The organism is Rossellomorea sp. GQ25 (assembly GCF_059758515.1).
The window spans coordinates 306475-331584 of record NZ_JCAXEQ010000006.1 but is presented as its reverse complement, the minus strand read 5'-3'; the positions used below and the strand labels follow the sequence as shown (position 1 = coordinate 331584).

17 protein-coding genes and 1 pseudogene are annotated in these 25110 nt (G+C 45.4%); 3 read left to right on the top strand and 15 right to left on the bottom strand.

From position 1 onward, the window contains the following. The first annotated feature begins 306 nt into the window (after positions 1-306). Positions 307-591, top strand: coding sequence for a hypothetical protein (locus tag AC6CIB_RS19335; RefSeq protein ID WP_498283433.1), 285 nt, complete (start codon positions 307-309; stop codon positions 589-591). 241 nt (positions 592-832) lie between these two features. On the opposite strand, the gene AC6CIB_RS19330 is transcribed toward AC6CIB_RS19335, so the two are convergent. Together AC6CIB_RS19330 and AC6CIB_RS19325 are read right to left on the bottom strand one after the other, a co-directional pair. Then, positions 833-2488 (bottom strand): cell wall-binding repeat-containing protein, encoded by a 1656-nt coding sequence (locus tag AC6CIB_RS19330; RefSeq protein WP_498283431.1) that lies wholly within the window; start codon positions 2486-2488, stop codon positions 833-835. A gap of 403 nt (positions 2489-2891) precedes the next feature. Beyond that, a pseudogene (locus tag AC6CIB_RS19325) lies at positions 2892-3071 on the bottom strand (TasA family protein); the annotation flags it as partial. An 849-nt stretch (positions 3072-3920) separates the two neighbouring features. On the opposite strand from AC6CIB_RS19325, the gene AC6CIB_RS19320 reads away from it, so the two are divergent. After that, positions 3921-5165, top strand: coding sequence for a glycosyltransferase (locus AC6CIB_RS19320; protein WP_498283429.1), 1245 nt, complete (start codon positions 3921-3923; stop codon positions 5163-5165). A 29-nt stretch (positions 5166-5194) separates the two neighbouring features. Beyond that, a complete protein-coding gene (locus AC6CIB_RS19315) occupies positions 5195-6622 on the top strand; it encodes a nucleotide sugar dehydrogenase (RefSeq protein WP_498283427.1) in 1428 nt (475 codons plus the stop codon). A 433-nt stretch (positions 6623-7055) separates the two neighbouring features. Here the strand turns inward: AC6CIB_RS19315 and AC6CIB_RS19310 are convergent, their stop codons facing one another. The 13 genes from AC6CIB_RS19310 to AC6CIB_RS19250 all read right to left on the bottom strand — a co-directional run bounded on the left by AC6CIB_RS19310 (position 7056) and on the right by AC6CIB_RS19250 (position 25049). Then, positions 7056-9416, bottom strand: a complete 2361-nt coding sequence (locus AC6CIB_RS19310; RefSeq protein ID WP_498283425.1) for a family 10 glycosylhydrolase — start codon at positions 9414-9416, stop codon at positions 7056-7058. A gap of 271 nt (positions 9417-9687) precedes the next feature. Further along, complete coding sequence (locus AC6CIB_RS19305; RefSeq protein ID WP_498283423.1) at positions 9688-11253, bottom strand: FAD-dependent oxidoreductase; 1566 nt, start codon at positions 11251-11253, stop codon at positions 9688-9690. Between the two features lie 55 nt (positions 11254-11308). Continuing rightward, positions 11309-12193, bottom strand: coding sequence for an ROK family protein (locus AC6CIB_RS19300; RefSeq protein ID WP_498283421.1), 885 nt, complete (start codon positions 12191-12193; stop codon positions 11309-11311). Continuing rightward, positions 12190-13710: a DUF4127 family protein gene (locus AC6CIB_RS19295; protein ID WP_498283419.1), complete on the bottom strand. Its 1521-nt coding sequence runs from the start codon at positions 13708-13710 to the stop codon at positions 12190-12192. Before AC6CIB_RS19295 ends, AC6CIB_RS19300 begins: the two co-directional genes overlap by 4 nt. Next, entirely contained in the window at positions 13707-16268 is a 2562-nt protein-coding gene (locus tag AC6CIB_RS19290; RefSeq protein ID WP_498283417.1) for a glycoside hydrolase family 38 N-terminal domain-containing protein, read from the bottom strand. Before AC6CIB_RS19290 ends, AC6CIB_RS19295 begins: the two co-directional genes overlap by 4 nt. After that, complete coding sequence (locus AC6CIB_RS19285) at positions 16268-17161, bottom strand: carbohydrate ABC transporter permease (protein WP_498283415.1); 894 nt, start codon at positions 17159-17161, stop codon at positions 16268-16270. Before AC6CIB_RS19285 ends, AC6CIB_RS19290 begins: the two co-directional genes overlap by 1 nt. Before the next feature lie 6 nt (positions 17162-17167). After that, entirely contained in the window at positions 17168-18043 is an 876-nt protein-coding gene (locus AC6CIB_RS19280; protein WP_498283413.1) for a carbohydrate ABC transporter permease, read from the bottom strand. After that, positions 18040-18948 carry an ROK family protein gene (locus tag AC6CIB_RS19275; protein ID WP_498283411.1) on the bottom strand — a complete coding sequence of 303 codons (909 nt, stop codon included), beginning with the start codon at positions 18946-18948 and terminating at the stop codon, positions 18040-18042. Before AC6CIB_RS19275 ends, AC6CIB_RS19280 begins: the two co-directional genes overlap by 4 nt. A gap of 27 nt (positions 18949-18975) precedes the next feature. After that, positions 18976-19830, bottom strand: coding sequence for a MurR/RpiR family transcriptional regulator (locus AC6CIB_RS19270; protein WP_498283409.1), 855 nt, complete (start codon positions 19828-19830; stop codon positions 18976-18978). Next, complete coding sequence (locus AC6CIB_RS19265) at positions 19784-20530, bottom strand: N-acetylmannosamine-6-phosphate 2-epimerase (RefSeq protein ID WP_498283407.1); 747 nt, start codon at positions 20528-20530, stop codon at positions 19784-19786. The genes AC6CIB_RS19270 and AC6CIB_RS19265 overlap by 47 nt, the downstream gene beginning before the upstream one ends. A gap of 64 nt (positions 20531-20594) precedes the next feature. Then, on the bottom strand, positions 20595-21911 hold the full coding sequence (locus tag AC6CIB_RS19260) for an ABC transporter substrate-binding protein (RefSeq protein WP_498283405.1): 1317 nt from the start codon (positions 21909-21911) through the stop codon (positions 20595-20597). Next, a complete protein-coding gene (locus tag AC6CIB_RS19255; RefSeq protein WP_498283403.1) occupies positions 21895-22647 on the bottom strand; it encodes an alpha/beta hydrolase-fold protein in 753 nt (250 codons plus the stop codon). Before AC6CIB_RS19255 ends, AC6CIB_RS19260 begins: the two co-directional genes overlap by 17 nt. Before the next feature lie 479 nt (positions 22648-23126). Then, entirely contained in the window at positions 23127-25049 is a 1923-nt protein-coding gene (locus AC6CIB_RS19250; protein WP_498283401.1) for a fructose-specific PTS transporter subunit EIIC, read from the bottom strand. Positions 25050-25110: the final 61 nt, after the last annotated feature.

Sequence of the window (25110 nt, the reverse complement as noted above, 5' to 3'; positions counted from 1 at the left end):
ACCAAATAGCTGTCAAGCTGGGCGTCGACGTTAACTATTTCTTTGAGATCGGGACCACCCCGCGGCTGGATTATATTAAGGAAGCAGAGAGACAGTTAAGGTATCTGCGGGTCAACCGACAATTCGAGGAGAGGATGGAGTTGGTCAAGACAGAGGAAAAAAAAACCTTTTCTATAGAGATAACGAAAAGCTCCAGCTTCTTTACTGACACAAAGGGATATATCAATATGAAGTGAAAAAGGATTCAGGACCTCCTTTGAACTTTTAGATCACTCTTATCAGTTGAGCGCCAACGGCAAAAAAGCGATGTCCGAAAGAGAAATGCAGATTCTTGCAAGCATTGGCACCATTCATTTTTCCATCCAACAATATGAAGAAGCACTCCGTTATTTCAATCAGGTCGAAACAGCCCTGCGCACGACTGAGCTATTACATGATAAGTCCATTAAAGCCCTATTATTCTATAGTATATCCAGAGTGCTGACGCGCATAGGAGAACTAGAGGATTCGACGGCCTATTGCCTCGACGCCATCAAATGGTGTTCGAAGAAGAGCTTCTATGGGGAGTGGGAGAATTGCATTACCAGTTAGGCTACAACTATGAGCTGGTGGGTGACTATAAAAAAAGCCCTACCGTATTTCAAACACGCCTTGCATATGTTTGAAATACGGTAGGATAAGGTGTATATAGAGTTTCTCACGCCTAAGATTGAGGAGATTTCGAAACGGGGGACTAAGGGACAGGTTCCTTGTCCCAGCATCCATAAAGAGACTAGGGGATAGCCCTCTCGTCTTTTTCTTTTTGGGACAGGATGCCTGTCCCCATGTCCCACTATTGGATTTGTATTAAATTAGAATCCAATTCCTTCACAACGTTATCGGTAACCGCTCCCGGTCCACCCCATACCATGTAATGAGAATAACCCATCAAGAGGGATTTAGTCGGACTTGGTATAGAGTTATCACTGACCAACAAAATAGGGGAGTTATTTTTTGCTGCCAGGACAGATCCTGCAAGGGCATCAGGGAAGTTCTTTCCTGTCGCAACATATCCCGTGTTTTTCCCCAGTGCCAGGTTTTCAATAATCAACTTAGCTGTTTCATAGCGATTTATTCCACCGTAGCGAACCGGACTTGGGAGTTGATTCTCTATTGACTCACTGACCGCACCTGCCGCACCTACAATGATGGTATTTGCCTTCCCTGCAAGTGCTTTTTTCGTCGCATCCGGTAACGAAGCTTTTTCAGTCAATAGAATCGGGATGCTATTCTTTGAAGCGTATGGTGCTACAGCCAGGGCATCAGGGAAGTTTTTACCGTTTGCTACCACAGCTTTTGTGGATGGTATTTCTTTCGCAACATACGCAGCTGTCTCGTAACGGTTATCCCCACCGATTCTTTTCACAGAAATATCCAGATACTCCAATTCATCCACAACCTGATTAGAAACGGCTCCCTCACCACCGAGGATTATCACGTTCTTCGCTTTGAGGCGTTGAACCTCCCTCCAGGTGGCAATCGGAAGTTTTTCCTTATCCGTCAACAGAATCGGGGCATTGTAATAATAAGCCAGAGGTCCACCTGCAAGGGCATCTGGGAAGTCATTCCCTGAGACCATCACAACCGTGTCAGAGGTTTTCCAACCTTGCTTTGAAATCCCCACTGCTGTGTCGTAGCGCTTCGCTCCCTGGATACGATCTGTTAACTCCTGAACTTTGAACGCATAGGGAACGTTCGGGGTGCCCCAATTGTTTTCCAATCTCACATAGTACGTTCCAGCAGGAAGCTCCAGCCGTTCTACATCAGGACCGTACTCGGCAAAATGGACGTCAGTGTCCAGATTGATATATTCCTTCCCATTCTCATCCACAAGGAGGACATTCCATGATCCTTCATTATCTCTCTCTATACTGAAAGCAATTCTCTCGGTACGATCTAAGGTAAATGTAAAATAATCTTTGTCATCATATGTTTGTATGTGACCTTTGTAGGTTTTGTTCAATTGCATAGAAGATGCTGCTTCCATTTTGTCATTGAATTCTTTTTCATAATAATCGTTTTGGGTTTGTTGGACCATGAACGTATATGGGACCCCTGCGGATTTGTGATAGTCAGTGCTCACCTTGATAAAATATTCTCCCGCAGGCAAGCCGATATTCACCTCTTCAGCACCCGTGACCCCTGAATGAAATCTAGTACTAAAATGCGTATAAGGGTCACCATTTTCATCGGTGATTTCCACATCCCACGTAGCGCCTTCCACTCGATTAAATTGAATAACCGTATTTCCAGTCTTATCGAGTGTAAAACGGTAAAAGTCTACATTTTCAGTCGATTCCAGGGTTCCTTCATACTCCTGGTCAAGAACGATAGGTTCCGCATTCTCCAAAGTATCTCCCTGCTCAGAAGCAGCTTTCACCGTGCCACCTGTACATACAGATAATAACATCATCGTAATCATACCTATACTGCTTAGAATTTTCCTCACATTTTGCCTCCTTAGTTTTTGGGTTATTTTTACAACAAGTCTATTATACTGTGTATTTGGGTTAATATTACTTTTTATCTATAAACATAACTTTTGACCCACTCGATATTGGGGTGTAATGGCATTATTTTTTGGATTTTTAGTGAGAGAGAGGGCGATTCATGGGTTATGTAGGGGATATTATGGTTTCAGTTCCTTATAAAATCATACTCTTTTCCATTTTATTAGCCGTTTGTCGAAACTGCAGTTTACTACTTAAATGTAGAGGCGGGTGATCCACAAAAATTCATGATATAAGTGGTCTCGAACCAGCCCTTCTCCAGAACCAAAATAAAAACGAAGGGATGAATCCCATCGTCTCTATCACTTTTGGGACAGGGTGCCTGTCCCCCCGTCCCACCGATTAGTTGCTGTCAGGGTCTGTATCGTCATGGTAGGTTGAACTTCCTGTCTTGGCGTCAAACGTCCAGTCAACTTTTAGTGTGTCACCTTGGAATTGGTTTTGATCTTCGCCATTATCTACAAACTCGAATAGTACAAAGATTTTTTCTTCTTGTCCTACAGGAATTCCATCTGGTACTGGTAGGGCGCCAGTCTCGTTGTTACTTCCAATAAGCTGCCATCCAGTCCGCTCGAGACAAATATCCAGATAAGAATGGTCAACCATCAGTACAAATAAAAGCAGTCATCGATGCCGACGATGCTGTTGGGGTTCCGGCTGAATAATGAAATAAAAACCTTGATTGAGTGAACAATCAGGGTTGGAGTCCAAAAGCTTCATTAGATTAATTTTATTAAGTTGAACCGCATTTTAACTGTACCCTGTAGAGTAGACACTACATAAATGTCTACCTCTATGGGGTAGTTTTGTGTACTCCTGGAGCAGGAGGAAGGTTCGAGACCCCGGGCTTCCAAATAAATTCAGCCTGAAAATCGTCTAAGCGAAGGTCCTTTTGAGGCATTTTGTAGTTTATCATAATAACCCTTCTATTGATAAATCTTCCGATAATTATATTGATCCTGAATTAATCATATCAATTTCCTCCTCAGAAGGTCCGCGAATGGAACCGTCCCCTTGTTACCAGTACTCTTTCCGTAAAGATTGTTATTATGTAACCTGCAGAGCTTCATAAACAATTTACAGCTCAATCGAATAGCAACACTTCTTAGAAAACAGCCATCATTAAATAATAATAAAAACCTGACATTCACCCCAAAGTAAACCATCTCTACCTCATAATTTCCAAAACACCTGCCAAAAGCAGCAGGCGTTTCTCTTCATTTATTAACATCTCCTTACATTTCAACGTTTTCCCTTCCATCCAAGGAAACAATTCTCTCGTTTCAACTGTTTATATAAGGTGTAAACCTTAAGAGCATCACATCTCAGCTTGTTTATTTATTCCATTCTATTAATAAAGGAGATTTTTCATTGGGAGAAAAGAAAATACACAAACTATTCATTATCCTTTTATTCAGCCTCATCGTTGCCATGCTATTCGTAGTTCGTAAATATGCCCATGGCGGGGTGGACTACACTCTGGGAATCTATGGTTCGATCATGATTACATATCTACTTGGAAAGATGCTGCTTTCATTCCGGTACAAGCCAAAAACCGGTACGCCGCCTGACCTGAACGTGTCGGTGGTCATCCCTTCTTATAATGAGAAGCCGGATGCCGTCATTAAGACTGTGGAGAGTATCCTTCAACAGGATTACCCGATTCATGAGATTTTCTTTGTGGACGATGGCAGTAAAGATATTTCCGGTTATGAAGCCATTCTAAACCTTAAAGAAAGCCGGAACATTGAGAAGTTGATAGTTCATCGGCTGGAGAAAAATAAAGGAAAGAGACATGCACAAATCTGGGCATTCAAGCAAGCGACAGGAGACATCATTTTCACTGTCGATTCTGACGGGTATATCTATCCCGACGCTACCCGTGAGTTATTAATACCGTTCCATGACCCGGAAGTAAAAGCCGTCACCGGTCACATCAATGCAAGGAACAGAACGGATAACTGGTTTACGAAGTTATTGGATATGCGGTATGAGAACGCCTTTAGAGTGGAAAGGGCGGCTCAATCCGTTACCGGGAACGTACTAGTCTGTTCCGGCCCGATCAGCTGCTACAGATGGGATGTCATCATGGATAATATTCATGACTACGGCAATCAAACCTTCTTAGGGGAGCCGGTTCAATTCGGAGATGACCGCTGCTTGACGAACTATGCGATTCTCAGAGGAAAGACTGTCTACCAATCGAAAGCAGTGTGTCTGACCGACGTGCCTGAAACCGTCCGGCAATTCATCAAACAGCAGATCCGCTGGAATAAGTCTTTCTTCAGGGAAAGCCTGAACGCGTTAAAGGTAGGATTCAAGAAACCGCGGACCCTTGTGTGGGTGTTGCTGGAACTATCTCTATGGATCTTATTCGGATTCGTTATTTTATTCGCCTTTATTTTCAAAGCAAAGACGATCGGTTTATTGCTGATGTTCTACTATTTCATTTATATTTGCCTCTCGGCTTATGCAAGAAATATCTACTATATCCTGAAGCATCCAATCGTGTTCCTGATGGCCCCTTTATATGGCCTTATTCATTTGGGATTACTGTTCCCATTACGCATGTACGCCCTGGCAACCCTTAAATCCAATGGATGGGGCACACGTTAATCCAATCCATTAAAAAGGAGATTAAATACATGAGTGTCAATCAACAAGACTTACTTTCCATGTCATCCAGTTATAAAGAATACCTTTATCATAAAATCATCGATAAAACCGCCCGAATCGGAGTGATCGGGCTGGGCTATGTCGGCCTCCCCACTGCCTTTGAAAAAGCAGAAGAGGGGTATCAGGTTATCGGGTTCGACGTTTCAGATTTTAAAGTAAAACAAGTCAATAACGGTACGAACTATATCAATGATATTGACGACACTACGTTTAATGAACTAACAAAAGTACGTAAGAAGTTAAGTGCCACTTCTGATTTTTCGGAGCTATCTAAAGTAGACATTGCACTCATTTGTGTGCCTACCCCTATCGATGAATATAAACAGCCGGACCTTTCTTTCGTCCGGTCTGCCGCAGAATCGATTGCAGAACATCTGCATCCGGGCATGCTCGTGATCTTGGAAAGTACAACCTACCCAGGCACCACAGAAGAGATCATGATGCCTTTATTTGAAGAAAAAGGGTATACCTCGGGCAAGGATCTTTTCGTTGCTTACTCACCAGAGCGAATCGATCCGGGAAATCGTCAATTCGGAATTAAAAACACGCCTAAAATTGTTGGAGGGGTAACCGAAAACTGCACAACGCTTGCTGCTGAATTTATCGGAGATGTCTCTTACCCTGTTTCATCCGTTAAAGTGGCTGAAATGGCCAAGGTCTACGAAAATACCTTCCGCTTCATCAACATCGCATTCGCCAATGAAATGGCCGTGTTAGGTGAAAAAATGGACATTGATATGTGGAAAGTCATCGAGGCATCAGGCACCAAACCATACGGCTTCATGAAATTCTTTCCGGGACCGGGAGTTGGCGGTCACTGCATCCCTGTAGATCCTTACTATCTAACCTATAAAGCAAAGGAATTAAATCAGAACACCAAGCTGATTGAACTCGCTGGTGAAATCAATAACAAAATGAGTGAAGTCGTTGTCAATCGAGCCATGAAGTCACTTAACCAGCACGGAAAAGCGATAAACGGAAGTAAGGTGGTGGTATTGGGTGTGGCCTATAAAAAGGACATCAGCGACATGCGTGAATCACCGATATTGCCAATCCTGGATGAATTAGCAATGGTAAATGCCGACGTTACGGTATGTGATCCATTCATAGACCAAATATCAGTTAACAACGAGACGCGAACAACAGAGAAATATTCAAAACGATTACTGAAATACGCAGATCTGGTCATCATTGGAACAGACCACACGTGTTTTGACTGTGAAGAAATTCTGGAAGAATCTCAAATCGTCCTGGACACTCGTAATGCATGTAAGGACATTGGGGAGAAGTATTCTAATTACATTCGATTGTACAATCCGATTTTCATACTGAAGTTATCAAACTATGAATCATTTTGGCTCTTTAACAAGTTAAAGGCCCGTCCCTCGAAGCTTTAAAGCGTCGGGGACGGGCCTTTAAAAAGTTGACCAATAGAGCCAATGCCCCCTTGGCGCTCGACCCAACCTCTTCACCCTTCCCACTCCATATACATCTGCGCTGTAAATTCATAAAAAAATCTCTATGGAATTATAAGGAGTGTTAAATGACACATCGAGCGGGTCTTTTGATCCGTGTACAGGAAGGATGATATCGGCGGGTTCGGATAGCTGTCTTTCTTTGCTCCTTGTTACGGCGGCATTACGCATGCCCTTGCGTTTGACATTGAAGTTTCCAAGGATGCCTGCTTTTGCCATGATTTAAATAAAGGAGTTCAGATAAAAGATTGAATACCTCATCTCATTGAGAGAGTAATGTATCTAATAGTTAAACAAGAAAAAGGTTTTGGGAAAAACGCTTTCCCAAAACCTTATCCATTATATGTTTAGCTGTTTACTGCTGTTTCCCATAGTAATAATTCAACCACTTATGCACTTTGTTCATCTTCTCTACCACTCGTTCTTTGACTACTTCATTCAATGTTTCCATTGAATTCACCAATTCTATCGACTTCTCAAACTCTTCTTCTACCTTTTCAATGTCTAATGATTGATCAGGGCGCTCCATCATCTGCTCCCATTTACGAAGGTTGTTTTCTAGTTCCTTACCTTCTTCTTTGTTTACGGCTCCCTTTGGAATATAGATGGATGCTGTCTGTTCCTTCAGTTGTCTGACCGTAGCAAGGACGGCTTCTTTCGGTGTCTCTCCAGGATTGATGGCCTGGTGTCTCCATGGTCCTTTACCCAAAGCATCCACGGAAGGAGCGCTTGCCTGCCCGAATGCAAACATGTTCACTCCTGATGTTCCATATGCTGCTGCCAATACGTCATTGACGGCTGCTTTTTCTCCCAGATGATGATAGAAAGAATAGATCCCTGTGTAGTACATCATTGATGGCGGCGTCAGTTTCTTACTCGCTATAACCGTTGACTGAATACTATTGAAATCGTGACCATAAGCCTGCGGGATGACGCCGTCGATATCCTCCACCCAGTCGCTGATCAATACGGCTTCAGGTCCCGGCTCCGGAGTTGCGGTCATCATGAAGGATGGGTCGATCCCTTTACTCTGATCATGAAGCTTCTCCACGAAAGCATTCTCCTGTTCACGTAACCAAAGCTCCCATTCTTCCCATAGTTCATCGGATTCTTGCAGATTCATAGGGTCTACACCGAATTCTTCTTCAAAACGTTCACGATTCGATGCACTGAACCCATAGCTCTTATCAAACGAATGGTGTGGATAGCGCATATAGTCAATGTTGACACCGGTGATTTCATAGTCCTCCTGCTGTTCTTTATAGATATCCAGCATAAAGTTCTGAACCTCTGGATGGGCTATGTCCAGCCAATAATAATTGCTGCTTGAGTCACTACCTGGTGTTCCCGGCTCATCATTTCGCTGAACGGCGCTCCATTCAGGATACTTCTTGAACTGTGATGGAAGTCCAAGACTGCTGTGGCCGATCATGAAACCATCCGTCCATGATTGAACGGTAATGCCACGATCTTTTCCTTCTTCGATGAAGGCTTTCAGAATGTCCGATCCGTACTTTCCGTAATCCTGATTGGCGAAGTTAGGGTGCTGCTTCGGCAATCCGTACGCTTCCATGGTGTCACTTGGGAAGATGGTATATCCCCAGAAGGTAGTTTCAAGATAAAGGGAATTGAATCCTGCTTCCTCCATGCGGTCCAATGTCGTGATGACGTCGTCCAGATCCTTCTCTTCAGGGCGATACCAGATCGCTCTCTGTTCGCCTACTTCAGATGGCAGGGAATAATAATACGCGTCGTATGCAGCCTGAGTGGCTTGCTCTGTATATTCCAGCGCCTTTTGCGGATCTTCATTTTGGATGTCATCGGCTTTTTTTAGGAGCTCTTCCGCAAGCTTGACAGAAGCGTTCGCCTCTTCAAAGGCTGCATCGATGAAGTTTTCTTCTGCACGAGCGATGCTTTGCTTCGCTTCTTGTAAATTTTGTTTACTCTTGAATATATAGGTGGACGCATCACGGATCAACTCGATATTCCCTTCAGCATCATACTCAACCTTCATGCCGATCTCAGCTTTTTTCAAGTATTCCGCTTCTGTTCCATGACCACTCACGACAAACCCGTCAGCCGGAATGGTGCTGTCTCCTCCACCAACTTTCGTGACAACTCCACCGGTTACAGTGATTTCATACCCATAAGGGTTGGTGCCGGTGTTGGCTCCGAATGCCGGTGTGTAGACAAGAAGTTGATTCGCTCCGCGGTTGCCTGGAAATGGCGCTCCATCTGGATTGGATTCATCTGTTGGATCAACGTCATCGAGGACAGCGGAATAGGTTCTTTCAACTGGCTCATTAATCCAAACCGTTTCCCCTTCATCCAGACTCTTTAAGAAAGTCATAATCTCATCTGTCGTTTGGGGACCAGTGGAAAGGACGACACCATCCTCTGGAATGGCACTATCTCCTTTACCTGACTCGACCACCTGATAACTTGAGCCTTCTTCCTTTTCCAGAATCACCTCATACGACGATCCATTGGTTTCCGTGAAATAACTGAACGTTGGATCAAATAACACCAGCTTGTTCGTGTTGTTGCGATTGTTTTCTGCATCGACGGTGATGCTGATGCCATCTTCATCCACTACCTTCGTCGCTTCACTTTCATCTGCTTCCACTTGCAATGCCGGGGCTTGAAATGCAGGGACGGCCAATGTCATAGCCATTGCTGACACAGCCATTTTCTTTCCAATCAACCACTTCTTCATACAGTACCTCCATATAATTGTTTTTGTATGTATGCGCTATCATGATGTGGCCAATTTAATAATATCATAATCTTCAGAATAAAAGGAATAATTCTTCAAAATAGATATTTAAGTTGGATTAATTCTTCAAAAATAGACATATCATCACGAATAAACCTAGATCGATTCGCTCATGAAAATTTCCCGTTCAAACAGGTCACTATGGGTGATTCCGGGAAAGAACCCTTTTACAAAAGGGTTCTCCCAAGTATCTTCCATTTCATATCCCGTGTTAAATAGGTCCTACTTCGGGCCAATGCAGTTCAATTCCTTCTTTCACAAGCAACTCTTGAAACTCCATCAACAGTCCATTGTTTTCTTTCACTTCACGGGGCAGAACTCCCTTTTCGATTGCAAATGCAGCTAGATACCCTGCTGATTCCCCGATATTCCATTCCACGGGATGAACCCTGAAGCATCCGTTCGTGATGTGGGTGGAGCCAATATTCTTACACGAAGGCAAGACATTATTCACCCTGACTGGAAGCAGCGCTCCTAACGGAATTTCAAATGGATAGCTTTCTGCATAGAAGAACGTATTCGTCTCTGTCGTAGGATGAAGATCGATTCGATAGCATCCGATTCCAACCGAATCGTCCACATGCTGAATGCCTTCCCTTGTGTTGGCATTGATCTGTTCTTCCACTACCGTTGTCACGGCCTTGATTCTTCTGGATTCACGGATATAGGGATATTTGGCAAGCCCATCTTCCGTCCCCAGAATATCCCCCCGCAAGCGTAAGCCTGGATATCCCTTTCCCCCATCGGGTCGAGGTGCTTCCGTCTGGAGCCAATAGAGAAGGGATAAGCTCAATTGCTTCGATTCATGAATATGCTTCTCGTACTCTTCCTCACTTACATCAATGATCGAACCGGACCAGTAATCATTTTGAGGCCAGTTGATCAAGGAAATATCGCCTTCGTATGATCCTTCCGCAAAGAGGGAGGGATCAATAATCCGTCTGTAATCCCACAATCCCCAAAGCTCTTCATGGTGAAACATGGCAAACTCCTTCGAACCGCCTGTATGAGCATCCGGAGCGAACCAGCTTAACTGCTTATGCTGTAAGAAGGGAGCCTGGTACTCTTTCCAGAAGTCATACTGCCCGGGTTTTTCAATGATGAAATTCCCGCCATCTACGTAATCCACGGCGAACACATAGGTGAAAGACTGCATATCCTGTGGCCTTGCCTCTTCGGGTGCATGGAGCTCCCCTGTATCCTGTTTGGATTCGGCTCCTGTGACATACTCCACACCAGCCAAGGGAAGGAGATCGCCTACTTCCGTTGCATCAAGATAATAGTGACCTTGTAGCTTCCGTTCCTTTCTACTTTCCGTATGCACGACCGTCACAGATTCAACATCCGCGCCCTCAACCGTTGCGCCCACCACTTTATAGTTCGTGAAGACCTGTAACCTTCCACTGCTCGTATAAGGCACGAGCATTTCCTGAAGAACGGCGAGGGCCACTTTCGGTTCGTGGCAGAGCCTGCTGACCCAGCCGTTTCCAGGATTCAGCCGCTCATTTCGTCTGGCCTCTTCCTTTAAGGGGTAATGACTCCGATAATATTCCCGCACCCTGTTTCGAAATTCCCGGTACGTCTTGGTACAGCCAAATTGCTCGATCCATTGATGTTCATCAGGAGGAACCGCCTGGCTGGTCAGCTGCCCCCCGATCCAATCGGTCTCTTCTGTAATGATGACGTTTTTGCCTCGTTTAGAAGCAGCCAAGGCTGCCGTACATCCTCCGATCCCACCACCGATGATGACGATGTCTGCTTGCACTGTTTGGTTCACTTCTATCACCCCTTTATCAAAAATTCTCCTTTATACAAATTAAACAAACGTTTGATTAAACGATTAAGCCTGCCCCGACCACACCTGAATTGGCACCGAGCTTGGCTGCAACAATATGAACCGACTCTTTCAAGCCCGGATAAACATAGGACTTAACCTTTTCCCTTAATGGAAGGAGGAGCTGATCTTCTGCCTTCATCACTCCACCACCCAGGACGAACACATCGGGATTGATGGCATGGGTGAGATTGGCGATCGTCATGGCTAAATAGTCGATGGTTTCATTGACGATCTGTTGAGCCGTTTCATTTCCACCCTGGGCCTGGCGTAACACTTCCTCCGCTCCACCGTCTATTCCCGCAGCTTCACCGGCCACTCCGATGGCGGTACCGCTTGCGAGCGTCTCCAGTGCACCCGGATTTAAGGCTGGATGCTTGTGGCCGTTTGGAACGACAATCATATTCCCGATTTCTCCTGCGTACCCGTTCGCTCCTTGAAACACCTTTCCGTTGATGACCAACCCTCCGCCGACTCCAGTGCTCACGGTGATATAGTAGACACTTTCATGGCCAGCACCCGCTCCGAGTCTCGCTTCGGCGACTGCTGCCACATTCGCATCATTATCCACTTTCACGGGTAATTGGAAATGTTCTTCTACAATGGATACCAAAGGAATTCGATCCCAGCCCGGCAAATTAGGGGGAGAAAGAATGGTCCCCGTCTTCGCATCAAGTGGTCCCGGACACCCAATGCCGATCCCTCGTACATCCTCCTTGCCTTTGACACGCTCCACTAATGAGATCAATCTTGAAATGACGCTGACAGGTCCCAGGTGCGCTTCGGTTCTCTCCCTACCATCCTTAAGAATCGTTCCCTTTTCATCGAGGAGAGCCACTCGCATATTGGTCCCTCCTAAATCGACACCCATTCTCAATGTCATGACTCTCTCCCCCTGCCAAGTCCAATCTCAAAGGTCCGATTCCAGGGTAAATAGATTTCTTTAAGAGGAAAATCAAGACCATACTTTGATAAAAACGCTTCTGACTCTTTTAAAAAGGTTTCTTTTACCCGATTTAACAACTCTTCATCACTAACGGCCGACTCATCTATTCCGGCACGCACTTGTTGACGAACAATGGATTGATACACATAGTCTTCTAATAACCTCAGGGTCAGTTCCTCCAGTAATCTTGCTTTGACTTCCTCTTGGGGAAGGGAAGGTTTCGATTTCTGAAGGTGAACCATGGCGGCCTGGGCAACGACCGTACCCAACGTGTTTCCTGCCGTATTCCAGCCGGCGAATCCCGCCAGCCGGGAAGCCTCGATCTCTCCCAATAATCGTGGAAGCATTCTCTCATCGACTCCGTTGGCATAAGCGGTATCGGCCACCGCCACCAGTCTATCTTGACGAAGGTGATGGGCGATTCGCTTGATCCATTCCCCGATATTTCGGTGAGGCGTATCGACTTCCCCCAGGAATTTCTGGAGAGCCAGATCTCCCTGGCGTTTACCCGGGACATTGACCGCAAACACGATATCCGCTTCCCCGGCATGATCCACTGTGCAGCCCCCGAAGGCGAAGATCTGACCCTTCACTGACTCACAAATCGGACGGTCCTCGTACATCGCAATGGATAGCGCACCCGTTTCTCCACTATAGATAGGGTAAAAGGTCGGGAATGGTACTTGCTCGAGTTGATAAATCATCTTGGCTACCAGTGTATTGGCGACCTCATCGGCTCCAGGATAGATGAAAACGTTCTGGAACAATCCCCTGTGAGCGACTTGATGGGTAAGCTCTTCCTGTTCCCCGATATTCAACCCATATTCAGAGGTATCGTCCTGCGGGAAAACCAGGACATCAATCGTTTGATCCTCTACCATATCCAACAGTGATACATTCACCTCATAATTTTTAAGTCTGGTTGCCAAATAGTCTTCTAGAATCGTTGAAGGTATTTTACTCCGTAAGTCCTTTACCTTTTGACTCGATACCTCATGACCTGTTTTCTCAAAGCGGTGAACGTGATAGGAGTACTCCCAAAGCTCGACTCCGTATTCACTCCAGTACTCCTTCTCTTCCTCATTTACATAGTTATTAGAGATACGCATGGTAGAACTGAAGGCCATGATGGCTTTATCAGGATATTTTTCTTTTAACGTTCTAATCATGCCGATTCTCTGTTTAATCGTCTCTTCCCCGTCCAAACATACACGGGACGGGACAAGTCCTCCATAGCCCAGCATATCAATGGAAAGAACAAATCCATCCACTTCCGGTGCCACTTCCCATATCCACTTTTCCAAGGCAGTCATATCCCCGGGCTTTTTCAAAAATCCGAGGAGGTCTTTAGGAGGGAGCAGCACTTCCCAATTCCCGATTGATGCGATTTGTTTAGGCAGTTCTCTTGTGACGGGTCTCCCATCGACAGGCAGGAGGGCGATTTTTCTATTCATGCTTTCCTTCCTCCTCTTACTAGGTAAGTAGCAATTTCTTTTGGTTTTAACGTGTCTGTACCGCCTTCTATCACGCCCGCTGTTTCATGTAGAAAATTCACGCGTTCTACCATCCTGGCATGTGACTGCAAGGTGACGGGTTGATCTTCCTCACTGGGATTCCATAAGCGCAACTCTACCCCATCGGACACTCGTCTCAGTGAACTCCACTGCACCTCTCCGTTATCGATTTCTATCAAACCCGTATTCTCATCATCCCGTGTCTCTCCAGGGTAAATCCTCGGAGGAACCCGGTAGATATGGGCATCCGTCGCCACTTGTCCTACACTCTTATCAGCATCAAATTCAAAGGCAGCTTGAAAGGTATACTTGCCGATACACTGAGCGTCCGGTGTTTCCATATTCGGACCGGCCCCCCCGCCCCTGGTTCTGAGATCATCCCGTGATAACCAGCCAACGCTTCTAATCAAGGTCACGTCCAAAGCCTCTTGTTCTCCGAGACTCGTCATCTGGTATTCCTGTAACCCCCGGTGATAGAACGTGAGCCCGCTTTCCACTCTCATAAACGAAAGGGAAGGCTCAACCACCACCGGAACTTCCTTTTGCTTCGGAGCATCGAATACTTCTTCGGTCTTTACCCCTCGTTTCACGACATCAAATGCGGTATCGCTATACGTACACTTCACAGGAGATCCTAGAGGATACTGAACACGCAGTCTCTGGTCCTTTGATTGGTTATCGATGGCGTAGCTCACACCCATTTTTTTATCATTCGACTTGACTGTAAGAGTGATATGGATGGTGGTTGTGACGGTTTCATCCGCGGGACCGGTTCTTTCCTGATTCAATCCGGCTGGTGTTTGGAGCTTTACATCATATATCATCTCTTGAACACCTGAAGACTTTCTCACACGTAATGGACCGGAAAGCTCGGCGAACGTCTTCACATCGTGAACCGGTGGGGAATAGTTGTACTCATCTCCTGCGTCTAACGAGCTATAGAATCGTTGCAATCCCCTGTGCTCCAACCCAGTCTCTTTCTCTACTAAAAAAAGCGTTCCATCATCATTCAATTCAATGGAGTAAAACTCATTTTCAATCCCTTTGTCATCCGACTCCAACAATTCCTCATATCTTCCCTCAACTACACGGAAGGTCGCGAGAGAAGTTGAAGTCAGCTTCTCGACATATAACTCTACTTCATAAAACGTTCCTTCCTTAAAATCCGGAAACGCATCGAGTGGAGACGAGAAATGCCTTCCCTTACGTTTACTCTTGATCGTAGGAGAATACAGCTTCCCATTATGGTCCTTTAATTGAAACGTCCGTTCTTCTTCCAGCCAGATCTCACCCGACACCCAGCCTGTAAACGGTCTTGGATGCGGGTTGAAAACGGTAAACACGCTGTTATCCTGAAACGGCTTTCTCCATCCCGTCCCTGAAAACATGGGATCCTGAATCCCGCCATGAGAAAGGGAACCCATTTGGATGGACTCCAGTCTTTGCTTCAACATCATCGTCCTCGTTTCCATTTCCTTATGGACTTCATCCACACTGCATCCACAAATGCTATCGTGGGGATGGTTGAGCATGAGCAGCTTCCAGGACTCCTCCAGGTAACGATGAGGATACTTGTTCCCGCTATAGATAGACGCAAGCGGTTCTGCATAACCCGTCAGCTCGTCTTCCATCTCCTGGTTCTGTTGCTTTAGATAGATCCTCGTCGAAAGCACATTCGGAAGAACATAGATATGTTCATTGCTTCTCATTTCCCCGAAATACACGGGCAGGTCGGCGGGGACCTGAGCTTGAACGTTTTTCAAGAATTCTTCGTAAGTGCTGGACACAAACTCTACTTCGCCTTGCAGTTCATTTATTCGTGCCATCAAATCCCCATGCTTCGGCATAAGATGGTCGCCACCATTCGTTAACAATACATGAGAAGTCGTAGCATAAGGCGTGACCTTCTCCACATAGGCCTTCATTTGCTCCCCTACATTGTCTTCGTTTAATAAAGGCTGGTAATATCCCTCTGGCAAAAAGGCCGTGAAAACCCGGGAACCGTTTGGTGCTTCCCATTGAAATTCAGACGTTTCAGGTTTGATCCCCCGCCATAAAATTGCATTATCAATCCCAAAACCATTCAATAACTGAGGCATCTGGCTCACATGCCCGAACGTATCCGGTAAATATCCGACCTTCTGGGACTCTCCATATTGATCGGCGAGCTTTAAGCCCACCTCCATGTTCCGGATCAGGGACTCTCCGCTGACGAGAAACTCATCGGCCAATACATACCAAGGACCGATGATGATTCTCTTTTCTTCTATTAAGTGAAGGACTTTTTCCTTCATCCCTTCTTCACAAACCTCAAAATAATCCTCCAGGGCAGCCATTTGTCCATCGAGGACAAATTGTTTCAGCTCCCCATTTTCAAGTCCGGTCACGATCCGATCCAGCACTTGAGTCAAGCGGTGACGGAACACTTCAAAGGGTAGATACCACTCACGGTCCCAGTGGGTTTGAAAGACGATATGACAGGTCAACTTATTAGCCATTATCCTTTCACAGCCCCTTTCATGGCACCCGCGATGAAGTGTCTTTGCAGGATGGAGAAGATGATGATGATCGGAAGAATCGAAATGATCGATCCTGCTGCAATGTAACGCCAGTTCGCCGAGAAGGAACCGGCCAATGTGTTCACTCCAAGCGGTAATGTGTACATGCTTGTGTCATTTAAAATGATCAACGGCCAGAGGAAATCGCCCCACGCCATCATAAAAGTGAAGATTGCGAGGGTGACGAGTGAAGGTTTGACTAACGGCATCAGGACCCTCCACCAAATTTGAAACGCATTGGCCCCATCCATCCGTGCAGATTCATCCAGCTCATATGGAATCGTAAGGAATGCCTGGCGCATAAGGAAAATCCCAAAGGCCGTTGTGGCATGGGGAAGGATCAAACCTGCATACGTGTTTTGAAGACCTAAGTCCAGAGCCAATAGATAAATAGGGATCATCAGGAGCTGGAACGGCACCATCATCGTACTAAGAATCAAGACGAAGACGATGTTTTTCCCGCGGAAATTCATCCGTGCCAAAGGATAGGCCGCCAATGAACAGAACACGATATTCAATAGGACGGTGACAACCGACACGATAACACTGTTGAATAAGTAACGCCAGAACGGGAAGAATTCCATCACTTCCACATAGTTTCCGAACGTGATTTTTTCAGGTATGAATTGTGGCGGGTACGAGAAGATGTTCTCGCTGCCTGATTTCAGGGACGTCGCCAGAAGCCACAGGAATGGTCCGACCATGATGAGTGTGACGAATAGAAGGGTCGCGTATTGAAGAAAACGTTTCGCCACCTTTTTGACATTGATCGGCTTTTTGACAGAAAGTACAGTTGGATTTTCTTTACTGGTTCCAAGAGAAGGAGAACTCATGGAGAATCACCCCTTTATCGCAGATTCTTTTTTGCTCATGAATTTGATATTGATCACTGAGAAGATCAGTGTGATGATGAATAAGATCACCCCGGCTGCACTTGCATAGCCCATCTGCAGCTTATCGAAGGCTTCTTCGTAAATGTAGAATACGAGTGTTTTCGAACTGTTCAGCGGTCCCCCGCCCGTCATGACGTAAATCTCTTCGAAGACCTTCATGGCGGAAATGGATGACATAATGGTGACAATCATGATGGAAGGCATCAATAGTGGAATCGTAATATGCCAGATTTGTTTCCATTTGCTTGCCCCATCAATATCTGCTGCTTCATATAGATCATCAGAGATCGATTGCAGTCCCGCTAAGTAAATGACCATATAATAGCCAAGCCCTTTCCAAACGGTCACAACCATGACGGCGAAAATGGACGTAGACGTCGACGTCAGCCAATTCACCGGTTCTGATATGAGGCCGACCGATTCCAGTATGTAATTCAGAATCCCTTTATCGGCATACACCCATTTCCAGGCGATCCCCACCACGACCATCGATGTGACAACCGGTACATAATAAGCGGAACGGAAAAATCCGATTCCTTTTACCTGCTGGTTGACTAAGATGGCGAGAAAGATCGGGAGGATGACGAGGGCCGGGACGACAATGATTAAGTATAATAAGGTCTGGCCGAGCACTTTCCAGAATAGAGCATCGGAAAATAATTCTTTATAATTCTCAAGCCCGATGAATTCGGCTTCTGTCACGATATTATAGTTGGTGAAGCTCAACCAGATGGCATTGAGCATGGGATAGAAGATAAACGCACCCAGGATGATGACGCCGGGTATTAAAAATAGAAATGGTGTTAACGGATGATTTCTCAAACGGACTCCCCTCTTTTCTCCATCACTTGAAATAGTAGCTTCGCGGCTCCAAGCATTCCAGCTTTGTTTCCCAGGACAGCAGGAAAAATGCTGGAGTTGACAAAATATTCCTTCAATTTATATTGGAAGCCGGCCCACCAATGGCTCTTGGAATCGATGACTCCTCCACCAATGAACACGACTTCCGGATCAATGGCCACCGAAATGTTGTATACCGCAATGGCCAAATAATCCAGATATCGGTCAACCACCTGTTTGACCTGTTGATTTCCCTTTGAATATTCCTCAAATATCTCCGAGCCATGCCGGAAAGAAAGATCCGTTTCGGTGAGAACGGCCTGAACCAGTGCTGTACCTGAGAGGTATTGCTCCAGACATCCCCTCTTCCCGCAATTGCATGGCTTTCCATTTGGAACGAGCACAACATGTCCCCATTCCCCACTCTGATGATGATGGCCATTTATGACCTGACCGTTTATGGCATTCGCTCCCCCGACTCCAGTACCGAGTGTCAGCATGACCGCCGTTTCGGGGCTTCCTTCCCATTTCCAAAGCTCTCCTATAAGAGCCGCATTTGCATCATTTTCCACGACGCAGGGCAGCCCATATCTTGTTTCGATTTCTTCTTTCACATTGGTCCCTTGCCAGGAAGGCAGATTGGCCGTCGCAAAGACGATTTCCCCCTTCGCCCGATCGACACGCCCTGCGGTGCCGATTCCAATTCCAATGACTGTTTGATCTTTGTTCAATAGTGAGTCAATCACCCTATAGATCGATTCAAGTATTCCTTCCCTGCCTTGTGAAATATCGGTGGGGACCATTTCATGATAGAGGATCGTCCCATCTTCACGGATAATCGATCCTTTGACTCCGGTACCCCCTACATCTATTCCGATGGCTTCCATTGTGTCACCCACTTTTCCCCTGGCTCATTAATAGATTTTGTCTACGACAGCTCTTGCGGTTTTTTCCTTCATCCCGAGTGAGAACTCTTTATTGTTGAGGGCGAGACCCGTACACAACAAATCAATGACAAACAGCTGTGAAATCTTCGCAATCATCGATCCACCTTCAAGGGGGGATTCTTTCCCTCCGCTCAATAGAACCGCATCGGCAAGCTTCGTAATCGGTGAACGGGCATAGTAAGTGATGGCGATCACACTCGCGCCATTTTCCTTCGCCAGTGACAGGGAATCAATGGTATCCTTCGTACTCCCCGAAATACTCAACCCGACAACCACGTCCCCTTCCTTCACGGTTGCAGCCGTCATCGATTGAATATGGGGATCAATGACGGCATCGGACCGGTATCCGATTCTTAAGAAGCGATTTTTTGCATCAAGAGCTGTCAGTCCTGACGTTCCGACCCCAAAGAAGTGAATGGATCCCGCTCCAGCCAGTAGTTGAATCGCCTTCTCTAAAGAAGGATCATCCAGTTTATTGACGGTTTCATCAATGGCATTCTTCGTATAAGAAGCAATCGAATGAATGAACCCCGTCGGTTTACTTGGGTCTGATTCTTCTTCCTGGGATAGGGAGGATAAGTCCTTGGCAATGGCCAACTTGAATTCCTGATAGCCTTTCATGCCGATCTTCCGGCAGAACCGTAAAACCGTCGTTTCTCCTACTTCTGCCACATCGGCAAGGTCGGTGACGGAATAGTAAAGGGCCTTTTCCATCTGGTCCAGCACGACTGCCGCTACTTTCTGTTCTGATTTCGTCAATGAAGGAAAGTAACTATTAATTAATCCGCCTAATTTGCTCTTTGACGCCGTTTGTGAGTGCATCCTGTGTCCCTCCTCTATTCTGTATGGATTCCACGAACTTCTTCGTAATCTCCTGTGGCCTCGTAATCGCAGAGCCTACCACAACCGTATGAGCACCTAAATCAAGTGCACGATTGACATCATCCGGAGTCGAAATCCGGCCTTCAGCAAACACCGGTACTTGTAGCGTTTCAACCAATCTTTTCAATAGAATGAAATCGGGTCCGCATTGCTGAGGTGAATATGGTGTGTACCCTGACATGGTGGTGCTGACACAATCTGCCCCAAGTTTTGCTGCGTTCACAGCCTCGTCATATGTAGAAACGTCTGCCATGATGGTTTGACCTTTCGATTTTAGATACTTCATCAGACTTTCCAATGATTCACCGTTCGCTCTCGGTCTGGTTGTCGCATCCATCGCGATCATGTCCACCCCCGCCTGGATCAGTTCATCTCCTTCCTTTCGGGTAGCCGTTATGTAGACCTCACTCCCCGGATAGTCCCGTTTCACCAAACCAATGATCGGTAAGTCCACATATTGTTTGATCGCTTGAATGTCAGCGGCACTGTTTGCCCGGATCCCTGATGCTCCCCCAACGTATGCAGCCTTTGCCATCTTCCCCATGACATCCGCTCCGTGCAGCGGTTCATTCTCCAGAGCCTGACAGGAAACCACCAGCTTTCCTTTCAGTTGTTCAAAAACGATTTCCTTGCTGATCATCTTGTAATCACCGTGCTTTCATTGAAATGCAGAAAGGGAGATAGACTCCCTTTCCTTCATTCCCTTATTTAGATAGTGTTTCGTTCCATTTCATTTCTGCTTGTTCCAATGCTTCATCCACTGTCATATCACCTAGCATCGCTGCATGAAGGGCTTCGTTCATGGCCGTACGTAACTCTTCGAAATTACTCATTGGCGGGATCAGCACTTCACTATCCTTCAATTGCCCGGCTGACACGATACGAGCTTTATCAATCGGAGTCGCTTCTGCCGGTTCTTCACTGAAATATGGATCGTCTAACGCTGTTTCGATCGATGGAAGGATCGCTGTCTGTTTATCAAACTCCACCTGGTTTTCAGCATTTGTCAGGAAGATCGAGAAGTCCACCGCTGCTTGCTGGTGCTCGGATTGTTTTGGTACAACGACGTTCATCGCTGCTACGTTCTTCTTATTCGTTTCACCCGTGATGATAGGTGCTGTTTTCGTTGCTTTTAAAATATCAGGAGCATTTTCTTCTACAATGGTTAAGAATTGTGGACCCGATGCCAAGATCGCAATTTCACCCGCTTGATATAAATCAACCGCTTTTGAATGGCCTTCCGTTAACACTTCACGGGGGATCAGATCATTCTTGTAAAGATCCACGAAGAAGTTGAACGCTTCTTTCCCTTCAGCTGTGTTGAACGTTGCTTTCGTCATATCTTCATTGGTTAAGTCCACGCCCATCATGACCATCGTTTCGAGAAGATGACTTCCATCCAGAGCTGGGAAGAAAGCATATTTACCCGTTTTGTCTTTGATGGTTTTAGAAACTTCTTTTAGTTCTTCAAAAGTGGCTGGGGCTTTCTCGGGATCTAACCCTGCTTCCTTGAAGATATCCGAGTTGTACATTGTTACTTGAGAAGAAAGGTACCAAGGGATACCAAATGTTTTTCCGTCAAACGTGTTGGAAGCCCAGATATTTTCAAAGTATTTACTTTTAACATCTTCCGGAACCATTTCATCCATATTCACTAACGCATCAAGCTCTGCTAATTTCGCCGCGAATTGAGGATTCAAGTTTGCCACATCGGGAGCCGTCTTTGAAGCGACCGCTGAAAGGATCTTTGTTTCCATATCACCCCAAGGAATGTCTACCCATTTCACTTTCACATTTGGGTTTTCCTTTTCAAAGTCAGCAATGACCCCATTTAAATAATCATCAAATGTTGGAGATAACTGCATGGTCCAGAATTCAATCTCCACCGGATCATCTTTCGATCCTTCTTTCTGTCCTTCAGAAGAGCTTGAGCTGTTGCTGTTGCAGGCAGCTGTAAATAGCATAGCAAACATCAACATGAGCGTTAATAGAAACTTTCCATTTTTAAACATTTCTTTCATCCCTTTCCCCTTTTGTATTCGTATTGATAAAATAGTTCAGTGCTCGCGGCAAGTCCCGGTGCCAAAAATCCCAGAGATGCTGTTCGTCTTCTTCGTAGTATGTAATGGTGTCTGAGATGGATTGAAGTTGTTTGTGAAGACTTCGGTTGTAAGATAGGATTGGGAGTATTTCTCCCGTTAGTGGATAGGTAACCGCTTCTTCTTGCAGACCGACAACCTGGTACACTTGCCAATTAATTTTTTCAATATTTCGAATTTCATTGACGTGACTAGCTGTAAAAGCACCAGATTGCAAAAGCAAGTGAGACCATGATTCCGGAGCATCAGAAGCAATACTCACACTAACAGCAGCTCCAAGAGAATCCCCTAACAAACCAACTTTACGAATCTCTTTATCTTTATTTTCAAAGCGGCGTCGAACTTCCATCAGAAGTTCATCCTGGAAAAACCGAATGTATGACCCATGCCGGTCTCCCTGTGGATGATAAAGATGATAGCGTTCTTCAGAGCTTGCCGGCGGCACAAGAACCAAGAATAGATGAATGGATACCGAGGTTTCTAGAATTGATTCCAGAGCTTGTTGGATATGTCCAAGTTCTACATAGTCCATTCCATCCTGAACAAACAGTAAATCTACTACATTGCTTTGACCCCTCTTGTATTCATAGGTGTAGTAAAGTTGATCTCTCCGTAAAAAATGACTCGTCATCACGCATTCTTTCAATCTAGAATTCAACGAGCGTATTCTCCCCCTTTCCCAGAATAGGTTCCCCTATTAGTTTCTATCCTAGCATATGAAAGCGCTTTTGTGAATATGTTCTCCAGTTTTTATTTTTTTGGTGGATAAATGCTCCAAATTAAAAAGAAGGGAAATTCCCTTTCCTCCAAGCTAATAATCTGCCACTATGTCCAAAATATAAAGATTTTTCGACGAAAGGATCACATATGAGCAACACCGGATCATAAATTCCAAAAGAGGATCATAAACGTCTGAAACTGGCTCATAAGTTGTAATTCTGCTTTAGTAGAGCTGAGAAAGGAACCGATAGATAGCTTTTCTAGCACGATTTCTAGAAGGTTTTAGAATTTTTTAGTGAAAATCCAATGGAAAACGGTGAAAATCGATAACTTTCTGGGGTCCAATCACAAAAAGGACTAAGTTCTATAAATAAAAACAAGGACGAGCCGGCTTATTAGACCTTCTCGTCCCCAACATTATTCTATCTCTTCTAATAACTCATAAGCTTCTTCTCTTGTTTTTACATTCAACAATTGATTCCGATAGTCCTCATCCATCAGCTGACGGGATAGCAGTTGTAATATCTTCAAATGCTCGTTCCCTTCACTTTCTTTAGGAACGGCAATCATAAAGATCAACTTAGCATCTGATCCGTCCAAGCTGTTCCAGTCTACTCCGTCTTTCTTGATCCCAAACACAACACTTGGTTTTGTAACGGCAGTGGACTTCCCATGAGGAATGGCAATATTCATACCGATCCCCGTGGTACTTTCTTCTTCCCGGTCTATGATGGCTTGTTTAAAATCGATGGGTGAAGTGATCGTTCCCGCTCTATCTAATTTTTGAATCATTTCATCAATAACATCGTCACGTGTAGAACCTTTCAAGTCAACATCAATCAGCTCTAAATTGGTTATATCTGTTAGCTTGTTGATTTCTATTGACTCTACTTGAAGTTGCTCTTCAGCAATTTCTGCTAAGTTCGTAACTTCACCCTCTGCTACTGTCTCTTCATCGGTATAAACATCCTTCTTTAAAAGGTTGACCACTAAAGCGGTGACCACGGCACCAGCTATAACAGCAACAAAGAACATCAATACGTTATCCACCGCACCAAGGACAGCAACAATCGGACCTCCATGAGCCACCCGGTCTCCTACATGACCAAGCATAGCGATGACGGATCCTGTCATGGAACCAACCATGATACTTGGAATGACACGCAGTGGATCTTGTGCAGCAAATGGGATCGCTCCTTCTGTAATACCGAACAAGCCCATTGTAAATGCTGCTTTTCCCGTTTCTCTTTCAGAAGCCTGAAACTTCTTTTTGCCGATGAAAGTGGCCAGTCCCATCCCGATTGGCGGGATACAAATGGCAACGGCTATCGGTCCCATAATTTCATAGTTTCCTTCTGCAATCATGGCAGAACCGAAGAGGAAGGCTACTTTGTTCACCGGTCCTCCCATATCGAAGGAGATCATGGCGCCAAGTATGAGGGCAAGTAAGATAGAGCTTGTTCCTTGCATACCTGCAAGCCAGCCGGTTAATATTTCAAATGTTTGAGCGACTGGTGCACCAATGATAAATACAAATGCCAGTCCTACAATAAGGGCGGCCAACACCGGTATAATGATAATCGGCATGATTGGTTGGATGGCTTTCGGAACTTTGATCTTTTTAATATAAAGGGCAACGTACCCAGCCAGGAAACCTGCGATGATCCCACCGATGAACCCTGCACCCGCTTCACTTCCATAGAAACTTCCGTTCGCTGCAATGTACCCACCGACGATACCCGGGGCAAGACCAGGTCTGTCTGCTATACTATACGCGATGAACCCTGCCAGGATCGGGACCATGAATGTGAATGATGCTCCGCCGATCGCTTCAATGCTCTTCCAGAATGAATCCTCTGGTATGACGAGACCACCCGGCGTTTTCACTCCACCCATCGTCAAGGCAACGGCAATCAATAATCCACCAATCACAATGAACGGGATCATATACGATACGCCATTCATTAAGTGGCGATAGATTGGGTTTTCTTTCTTCTCCGTCTGTTTCTTTTCTACGGAAGTAGAGTGGTAGACAGGTACATAGCCACTCATTACTTTCTTAAGCAACTGCTCCGGTTTACGAATGCCATCCTGCACTCCGGCTACTAATACTTTCTTTCCATTGAACCGCTCTTTGTTTACGGTTTTATCAGCAGCAATGATAATACCATCTGCTTCTTGTATATCTTTTTCTGTGAACTCATTTTCTACCCCAATGGAACCCTGGGTCTCTACTTTCAATTGGACCCCCAACTGTTTCGCTGCTTTTTCCAGATTTTCAGCAGCCATATAAGTGTGGGCAATACCATTAGGACAAGATGTAATGGCTAGTAGTTTCATCTTTCATTCTCCTTTTCGTAATCGCTTACATTCACTATACAATGAAAAGCCCGAACGAAAA